We start from the raw sequence: 9001 nt of genomic DNA, 5'->3' as shown, positions 1-9001 counted from the left end.
TTTAGTATTCCGCACAAGCGAACGACTCAGCAACGCCGCCGGAACGGAAAAGAACCTCGTGAATAGTCCGGGCTAGACTCCAGACCCTGTTTTCCTCCAGACCATTGTTACATAATCTTCCATCATCCGGTTGGTCACCAATGTAAGACCCAGCTTCCGGAAGCTGGTGCGGATATCCGTCATGTGCTCAAAAGCGATGCCGGAAAGGATCAGTCTCCCGTCCTCTGCCAGTCGTCCGGCCAGATCCCTGGCCAGATCGAGGATGATGTCCCCGTAGATATTGGCCAGGATGAGGTCAAAGTGGGCGCTCTCACCCAGGGCTTCCCCCTTCAAGGCTGCCATCGTCCCGCAGTAAACGCTCAACCGGTCGTGCACTCCGTTGAGACGGGCGTTGCCCGCGCATGCGGAGGACGCATCCGGCTCGACGTCGAAGGCAGTCGCGTAGCGGGCACCCAGAAGAAGGGCCGCAATGGAAAGGATCCCCGTCCCGCATCCCACGTCCAGGACCGTCAAACCCTGGAGGGGCGCCAGGGTCTCGAGCTCCTCGAGGCAGCTCACAGTGGTCTCGTGGAGACCGGACCCGAAGGCCCGGGCCGTTCCCAGGTAAAGGGGGATCCGTTCCTCCACCGGATCGCATCGGTCCGATGAACAGATCATCAGGCGCTGCCCGATCCTGAGAGGTTGCCTTGAGGCGTTGCTCAAAATAGCCGGTCCAGGTTCGATGTCAGGCTGCGGTACTCTTTCTTTTGAAAAGCCAGGTCACCAAGGTGACGTCGAGGAAAGAAAACAGGGAGCGGCCGCAACCAGTTTTCTATTTCCAGAGAAGATAAAAAAACCTTAATGCCCATTGGTCACGCCTCTGGCGTGACCCAGGCCGGGCCGGTGGCAATGGATCAGCTTTTCCTGCGTGTTTTCGCGAAAAAACCGGAAAGAACCTGTGTGACCTTGGCAGTAGCGCAGCTGGGGCAGGCGGCCTTTCCCTCCTCCAGCTCGGTGATCTTCATGGTAAGGGTAAAGACTTTTTTACACCCCTGGCATCTGAACTCGTATGTGGGCATCTGAAACCTCCCCTGCCGCTTAAAATGTCTCGAAGAGACTTTTTCACGGTCTATCAACGTTGATGAACTCGCAAAAAGTCCATCAACGCGCCCCGCGCGGGGCGCCCAAATCAATGACTCACCCCGTAAGTCATTGATTTGTAAGGAAAGGGAAAACGACGCTTTTCCCTTTCCGTGGAGCGAAAAGTCCCGGATTGGACTTTTTGCGAATCTATCAACGTTTTTGAATATAAGGATAACCGCACTTCAGTTCACCTGCAACTACAACTGCCCCTCAAAATGAGCCTACCCGTGATCATACCCATTGCCATTTCGGGTATTCATGTGGTGGAATAGCAGCGTGCCGAGGTTTCCCGACACGCTGCAGGGGAAACATCAGCGAACTGCCTTTGGGGGATGCTCCATTGCCAGGGGAAAAAACCGGGAACAAGGATTGCCAGGCCCGCTGCGTTACCGACAGGGAGCAGTTCCGCTCCCTCCTGGGGAACCTTCCCCTGCCCGCTTTCGTCGTCGACATCAGCTCCGGTGACCCGCTCCGGTACACCATCCTCGCCGCCAACAAGGCTGCCAGTGGCCTTTACGGCTGCAGGGCAAAAGATCTCCCCGGGATGGCTCTCGCCCAACTGTGGCTGGAAGAGGATCTTGACCGGTATTCGCGCGAAATGGGGGAATGGATCGAAAACGGTGCCGTTTCCTTCAGCACGTCTTCGCCCCTCCGGCACCGGAAGAAGGACGGTTCCGTTATTCATGCTGACATCTCCTCCAACAGGATTCTTTTCGAGGGGAAGGAGGCCGGTGTCGTCATCGTCAACGACGTTACCGGGACGGTGCTGGCCAGTGACCTGTTGTCGGGGTCCGAAGAGAGGGAAAGGCTTCGGCTCTTCTCCGCGGCGTTGGAAGAAGCAGCCGAAGGGATCCAGCTCGTCGATCTGGAAGGCCGCGTCATCTATTCCAACCGGGCAGTCGAGAAGATCTACGGTTTTACCCCCCGGGAGTTTGAGGGACGTCATGTCAACGAACTCAACGCGGATCCCGAATTTGCCGGGCGGCACATCCTTCCGGCCATCATGGATACGGGCCACTGGTCCGGGGAACTCGAGGTCAGGCACAGGGACGGGCACCACTTCCCCATCGCCCTGAGCACATCCATGGTCGTGGGGGAGGGGGGCGAACCTATTGCCACGGTGGGCGTGATCCGGGATATCACAGAGCAGAGGCTCTACCAGGAAAAACTCAAGCAGGGGGAAGCCCAGTACAGGAGCATGTTCGAATCCCAGGCAGACGCGGTCATGATCTTCAACGGGGAATGCCGGATCGTGGACGTCAACCCGGCTGCCTGCCGGATGTACGGCTATTCGAGGGAGGAAATGGTGGGCATCAGTTGCACAGAGTTCATTTCCCCTGATTCCCATCACCTCTTTCAGGAGGCTCAACGTCTGGTTGCGCAGGGCGAGGTGTTTCACGGCGAGTCCCTGGACCTGAAAAAAAGGGGGACCTTTTTTCCCACGGACCTGAGGATCGCACCCTTCCTCTATAATGGCAGGCACCACGCCCTGGTAGTCGCCAGGGACATGTCGGAGATCAGGGACGCGCAGGAGGCGCTCAAGACCAGCGAGCAGTTCCTTTCCGCGATCTTCAACAACGTGCGGGCCGGGATCATGGTCATCGACCCTGACGAACACAAGATTGCCAACATCAACATCAAGGCAGCAGAGATGATCGGACTTCCCAGGGAAGATATTGTCGGCCGCACGTGCCACGAGTTCATCTGCCCGGTCGAGATCGGAAAATGTCCCATAACCGATCTGCGCGAAGTGGTGGACAACTCGGAACGTGTCCTCGTCAAGGCCGACGGCACAAAAGTCCCCATTTTGAAGACGGTGGTTTCGGTGAACCTTCAGGAAAAACCGATGCTGGTGGAAAGCTTTGTGGACATATCAGACCTCAAGGCGGTGGGGACCGAACTCAGGGTTCGGGATGATGCCATCAGGGCGTCCATCAGCGGGTTTGCCCTGGCCGACCTGGAGGGGAGGCTGACCTACGTGAACCAGGCTTTTTTGGACATGTGGGGATATGAGGAGGAAGGGGAAGTGGCGGGAGAGTCCATGATGGACTTCTGGGCCAGCCGTGAGGAGGCGGCTCGCGTGGTCAAGGCCATTGACAAGACCGGCAGGTGGTCCGGTGAGATAACGGCAAGGCGTAAGGACGATTCCGTTTTTTACGCCCAGTTTACCGCCAACATGGTCGTCGGCGAGGATGGCCAGACCCGGATGATGATCGGGTCGTTCATCGACGTGACACACCGCAAGAGGTTCGAAGAGGCCCTGAGGCAGAGCGAGGAACTGTTCAGGACCATCTTCCAGGCAAGTCCGGATGCGGTGAGCATCAACCGGATGGAAGACGGTGTCTACATGGAGATCAACGACGGGTTCACTGCGCTCACCGGCTACACACCGGACGATGTTGTAGGGGTGCCCCTGGGCAGTGTCGGCCTCTGGATCGATCAGGATAAGCTGGCCCGGTTGATCGGGACCCTCAAGAAAAAAGGCCGGGTCAGCAACTTCGAAGCCGGTTTTCGTCTCAAGGACGGCCGCGTCAGGACAGGGCTGCTCTCGGCCCACGTAGTCACCATGGACGGCAAACCTCACGTCGTTTCTGTAACAAGGGACATAGAGGACCTCAAACAGGCGGAATATACCCTCAAGCATGCCCTGATGAACCTCGAGGGGAAGAACAGGGAACTCGAGGCGTTCGTGTATACGGCCGCCCACGACCTGAGAACACCCATTATCAGCGTTCTGGGCTTTATCGATCTCCTCAGGTGCGAACTGGCGGGTATGCTTGAAAAGGAACACACTTACATGCTGGGCCGGATCGACGCCAATGTCCGGCACTTTGACAACCTTCTTCGCGATCTCCTGGATTACTCCCAGACCGGGATCGCGGAGGGAGAACACAAACCTATGGACGTCAGGGATCTTGTGGAGCGGATCCTGGAAGAAGAGAACATCGACGGAATGCAGCCGAAGCCGTTGGTAACCATCCAGGGCAAGATGCCCATGGTCGACATGTCGCAAACAAGGGCTTACCAGGTGTTTAAGAACCTCCTGTCTAACAGCTTGAAGTTCGGCAGGGAAGGCCGTCCCCTCGAGGTCGAGGTTGGAACGGCCACCGATCACAAAGGGCTGGTGCCGGAAGGGCACCAACTTTTCTATGTCCGGGATAACGGGATCGGGATCGAGAAGAAGTTCCACGATGCCATTTTCGGGCTGTTCACCCGTTCGCCAAAGAGCTCAACGGAAGGAACGGGAGTCGGCCTTGCCATCGTCAAGCGCGTCGTGGAGAGTGAAGGGGGTATCCTGCGTCTCGATTCAGCCAGGGGGAAGGGGGCAACCTTCTATTTCTCCCTGCCGGTGGTTTAAGGCTGATCTCAGATCCCAGATCTCAGGTCTCAAATTTGATGACTTTTTTGTGAACAGTAATGTCCCCGGTCCATAACTCACATGGGCGCAAGGGAAAAGGCTGATGGGGCGGGGACAATCCAGTTCCCGAGTCGGCCATGAAATGGAGGGTGCGGGATGAGAAGAGCAGTTGTATCAACGGTGGTTTTTGGGGCAGCTGTCATGGTGGCGGCCACGGCATTCGGGTGGGGGTTCGGCACCCATGCCTACGTCGCCGGCGAGATCGGCAAGCGGGGAGGTGACCCGAACCTCAACGAGGTCTACGGGTCAACTCTTCCCGATCTTTTCAACTACGCTTTCGAGGCGGACTGCGACTACGACGCCCTGTACGCCGTGACCCACGACACCGATTTCATGGACGTGTACGACACGAAGAACAGGGGGCTCGAGAAATGGATCGCGGCGGGGGTGGTTATGCACAACCAGCCATTCGGGATCGACCATACGGCGCATATTATGAGCGCCGTTAACGGCTGGCCCGGAGGTTACGTCAACCTCAAAGCGGAAGTCATGAATGCCTATCTCATTAGTCCCGGGATCCCGGGAGTTTATCCGCTGCAGGACGTCCTGCTGAGCATGGGGATCGTTCCGGACCCGGACACGGTCCATCAGCTCTACCACACCATCATCGAGTACTCGGCTGACCTGCTTCTCAAGGAGGCTGCTCCGTGGGTCGGTCCGACACTTCTGGCCTCGGCAAATTTCTGGTCCTATGACGAGCCGTTCCCCCTGGTGCTCGCGGACGCCTTTGCCAACGAGGTTGCGGGGGTTTGCGGACCCGGTATCGGTGATCCTGAGGTATTTATCGCAACGACGGAGATCTTTCACAGGAATGTAGTGACCAATGAGGCTTTACTGCTCACCATTGCAGATCCCGGGGAGGCGTTGTGGGCCACGGCGTTACACCTGGCAACCTTCGGGATGGGGTACCTGGGCATGCCCTATGATCCAACGGATCCTTACAGCCAGGCGATCCACGACCAGTTCGCAGCCCTGAGCAGTGGCTACATGCAGGTGGCGATGGGTTATTTTCTGGGTGACTATTTCGCGGAGCTCGACGCGACGGTGGACCTGGTCCAGCAGAACATGGTGGACTACGGGGTGATCAGGAAGTAAGCGCCGCCGGAGGGGGGGAGAGGGTTGGAGTGAGGGGAGGAGCCTCGGCTCAACGCTCCCTCGGTTTAATACTTAGGGAAATCCCCCGGCTTTGCCGGGGGTACATGACTCCGGCGTGGGCGTTGCAGCGTTATGGGTCTTGGCGCAGATCCAGGCGGTAGACCCGGGAGCGGCGAAACCAGACCCGTTCGAACTTTGACCAGATGCCCGTGACGGTGGTGTTTTCCTCCAGCTCCCTGTTCGTTTCCATGTATCGGATGCCGCGTCGGCGGAGCGTGTCGTACATTTCGATGGCGCTGATCGCGATGATAAGGCCGGATGGCTCACCGGGCTTGACGCCTGCGAGGAGAAAATCCATGGTCTCCGGCTTACGGTACTCCCTTAGTATGTGCAGCAGGCCGAAGGGGAGGAGCCGTCCGTTGGCCCTCTTGAAGCTGCGACTGAGGTTTGGCATCCCGATAAAGAACCCTACCAGCTCTCCCTGCCTGGAGAATGTCAACTTGACGTATTTCGGATCCAGAAATCCGAAATACTTTTTCGTGTAGAAATCGGTCTGCTTCCTGGACAGAGGTGTAACCCCGTACAGCGGCTCGAAACAGGTTTCCAGCAAATCCCAGAAGGCATCGGCGTGGGAGAGGAGTTCCTTGCGGTTTTTACAGGTAACCACCTTGTAGTCCTCGTTGCCGGCGTAACGCCTGCGAAACCTCTCGAGCAGCGAAGATTCCCGCGGGATCCGGGATCGGAATTCCACGTAGTCGGCGTCCTTTTCAAACCCGTAATTTTCGATGAGTTTCTGGTAGTAGGGATGGTTGTAGCTTCCGCTGATGGTCGGCAGATGATCAAATCCTTCGACCAGGAGCCCTTCGACATCGAGGTCCGTGAAGCCCTGAGGGCCGCTCATCTCGGCACAGCCCGCTTCGCGAAACCAGTCCTTGAGACTGTCCAGCAGCAGATCGGCCACCCGCTGATCGTCGACGCACTCGAACCAGCCGAACCGGCCGCGCTTGAAGCCGAGCTTCGCTGATTCAAGGCTGTTGACGATGCCGCAGACTCTCCCGAGGGGTCTCTGGTTGTCGACGGCCAGCAGCAGCCTTACGTCCGATATCTCGAAGGCCGGGTTCTTGCGCCGGTCGAAGTAAGCGAGCTCGTCGGAGAAAAGCTGTGGGACATGGTATGGATCACCCTCGTAGAGCCCGCAGGGCAGCTTGACCCAGCGTTTCAGGTCGGCCCGGTTTGCAACTTGTAGCACCTGGATACTCATGGGTGTCTGCCTCACAGTTTCAGGTTCTGGAAGGTTCCCCTGAAAAGGAAACATCCGATGACGGAGTATGTGTTTCAATATCCAGATCCGGAAGTCCTTTCCAGGGGATAACACTCACGCCTTCCTGGACGTGGGCCTTGGCTCCTCCATAGACGAGCAGGCAGTTTCTCGTTTCCGCATAAATACGACGGTAATACTCGATCCCCGAAAAGAAGCTGCCAGATATGGTCTGACCAGCTTTCACTTCCACGAGGTCCAGGGATGTACCGTAATCCAGCAAAATGTCTACTTCCTTGCCTTTGCGGTCCCTCAGGAAATAGAGGTTGTCATCTCTTCCCCTGTTGAACCGGCTCTTGATAAGTTCCGAAAGGACAAGGTTTTCGAAGAGGGCACCTTTCAGATGGTGGGCCGAGACGTGGTCCACCTTTTGAATACCAAGCAGGTACGACGCCAGCCCTGTGTCGATGAAGTACATCTTGGGTGTCTTCACCAGCCTCTTTCCGAGGTTCCGGTAGTAGGGTGGGAGCAGCTTGATGATGTAGCTCGCTTCCAGGATCGAAAGCCACTGTTTCACGGTGTTGTGGGCCACCCCACAGTCGTTGCCCAGTGAAGACAGGTTCACCAGTTGTCCGCACCTGGCGGCGCAGAGCTTCATAAATATCTCGAAACCAGACAGGTCCCTGACGTTGATCAGCTGGCGCAGGTCCCGCTCCACGTAGGTGGCAAAGTAAAAGGCGAGAGCCTCCCTGGGGTCGAGTTTCCTGTCGAATATCCGGGGATAGGAGCCGGAGTAAATGGCCTCGTCCATGGAAAGGGGGGCCGGTCGCAGTTTGCGGATCTCCGCAAGGGAAAATGGCAGCAGTCTTGCGATGGCCGTACGGCCAGCCAGGGATTGGCTGACGGTTTGAAGGAGTTCGAAATTCTGGCTGCCTGTGACCACGAAATGGCCCGGTCGCTGCCGTTCATCCACGATGCCCTGTATGTACGAGAGCAGGTCGGGTGCGCGCTGGATCTCGTCGAGCACGGCGCCGTCGGGAAATCGCACCAGGAAACCTCGCGGGTCGTTGAGGGCGAACTCCCTCTCCTCCGGGTCCTCGAGGGAGGCGTAGGGCATCTCAGGGAAAACCATTTTGCACAGGGTCGTTTTCCCGGACTGGCGCGGACCGGTGATGGTCACCACCGGGTACTCCCTGGCGTACCGTCTTACGGTATCCTCGATCTCCCTGCGGATCATGGTGAAACCATAATTGATGTGGTGCTGATTGTCAATACAATCTACAAATAGCACCGAAAAGGGGTTCCTGAGTGTTAACCGCCCTGACATAGGGGCGCATTTCCCCACATATATACGAACAAATACTACTGACTTCACATGATCGGTATCCAGAAGTATGCAAGCTGATCCTTGTCATCATCCAGCGCAACTTGTAATTCCCAAGTCCCCACAGTCAGGTTGTCAGTGGAGAGATAATAAATGTTCTGATCCTCAGTCGGAGCATACCGGAAAATATGGCCCTAATTAGTTGTGCCTGAAAAATTCATAACTAGTTGAATTTATTGGTTTATTTATTGATTTAGTGCTGTTAAAATCACCATAAATAGTTATTGGACCCCTAAAACAAGGTGATTTTATGAAGCCAAAAGCTCCGAATCATAACAATCAGGACGACCTTTTTCGGTCGCGACTCGACCACATTCTAAATCGTAAGCATCCGCTGTTTGTGCTTGCTGATCAAATAGACTGGTCGACCTTTGATAACAAGTTTGGCAGCCTTTACTCCGAGAACAAAGGGCGCCCCGGAAAGCCGACGCGCTTAATGGTCGGCCTGCATTACCTGAAACACGCCTTCGATGAAAGCGACGAATCTGTTGTTGCTCGATTGCTGGAAAATGGTTATTGGCAATATTTTTGTGGTTTCGAATTTTTCATTCATGACCTGCCTGTGGATCCAACCTCCATGACGCGTTGGCGGCAACGGATAGGTCCGAAGAATGTGGAGCAGCTACTGAGTGAGACTCTTGAAACAGCCAAGCGGGAAAAGCATCTGACCAGGCAGCATATGAAGCGTGTCAATGTCGATACCACGGTTCAGGAGAAGGCCATT

At 56.3% G+C, this 9001-nt stretch carries 7 protein-coding genes; 3 read left to right on the top strand and 4 right to left on the bottom strand.

Going from position 1 to position 9001, the window contains the following annotated elements; translation table 11 throughout:
• Window positions 1-72: 72 nt before the first annotated feature.
• A complete protein-coding gene (locus P1S46_09935; GenBank protein MDF1536797.1) occupies window positions 73-702 on the bottom strand; it encodes a 50S ribosomal protein L11 methyltransferase in 630 nt (209 codons plus the stop codon).
• 191 nt (window positions 703-893) lie between these two features.
• Window positions 894-1058, bottom strand: a complete 165-nt coding sequence (locus tag P1S46_09930; protein ID MDF1536796.1) for a zinc ribbon domain-containing protein — start codon at window positions 1056-1058, stop codon at window positions 894-896.
• 404 nt (window positions 1059-1462) lie between these two features.
• On the opposite strand from P1S46_09930, the gene P1S46_09925 reads away from it, so the two are divergent.
• Window positions 1463-4480 carry a PAS domain S-box protein gene (locus P1S46_09925; protein ID MDF1536795.1) on the top strand — a complete coding sequence of 1006 codons (3018 nt, stop codon included), beginning with the start codon at window positions 1463-1465 and terminating at the stop codon, window positions 4478-4480.
• A 156-nt stretch (window positions 4481-4636) separates the two neighbouring features.
• Window positions 4637-5635 (top strand): hypothetical protein, encoded by a 999-nt coding sequence (locus P1S46_09920; GenBank protein MDF1536794.1) that lies wholly within the window; start codon window positions 4637-4639, stop codon window positions 5633-5635.
• Between the two features lie 130 nt (window positions 5636-5765).
• Here P1S46_09920 and P1S46_09915 read toward each other — a convergent pair whose 3' ends face one another.
• Window positions 5766-6896: a hypothetical protein gene (locus tag P1S46_09915; protein MDF1536793.1), complete on the bottom strand. Its 1131-nt coding sequence runs from the start codon at window positions 6894-6896 to the stop codon at window positions 5766-5768.
• 19 nt (window positions 6897-6915) lie between these two features.
• Window positions 6916-8184, bottom strand: coding sequence for an ATP-binding protein (locus tag P1S46_09910; protein MDF1536792.1), 1269 nt, complete (start codon window positions 8182-8184; stop codon window positions 6916-6918).
• 343 nt (window positions 8185-8527) lie between these two features.
• Here P1S46_09910 and P1S46_09905 point away from each other — a divergent pair.
• The coding region (locus tag P1S46_09905; GenBank protein MDF1536791.1) for a transposase at window positions 8528-9001 on the top strand (474 nt) is incomplete at its 3' end.

It is taken from the genome of bacterium (assembly GCA_029210545.1).
GTDB lineage: Bacteria > BMS3Abin14 > BMS3Abin14 > BMS3Abin14 > BMS3Abin14 > JARGFV01.
This window is presented reverse-complemented; position numbering and strand designations above follow the sequence as displayed.

Bases quoted from the DNA above. Each gene is read 5' to 3' on its own strand.
- P1S46_09930 (MDF1536796.1), bottom strand. From the start codon at position 1,058: ATGCCCACATACGAGTTCAGATGCCAGGGGTGTAAAAAAGTCTTTACC.
- P1S46_09920 (MDF1536794.1), top strand. From the start codon at position 4,637: ATGAGAAGAGCAGTTGTATCAACGGTGGTTTTTGGGGCAGCTGTCATG.
- P1S46_09915 (MDF1536793.1), bottom strand. From the start codon at position 6,896: ATGAGTATCCAGGTGCTACAAGTTGCAAACCGGGCCGACCTGAAACGC.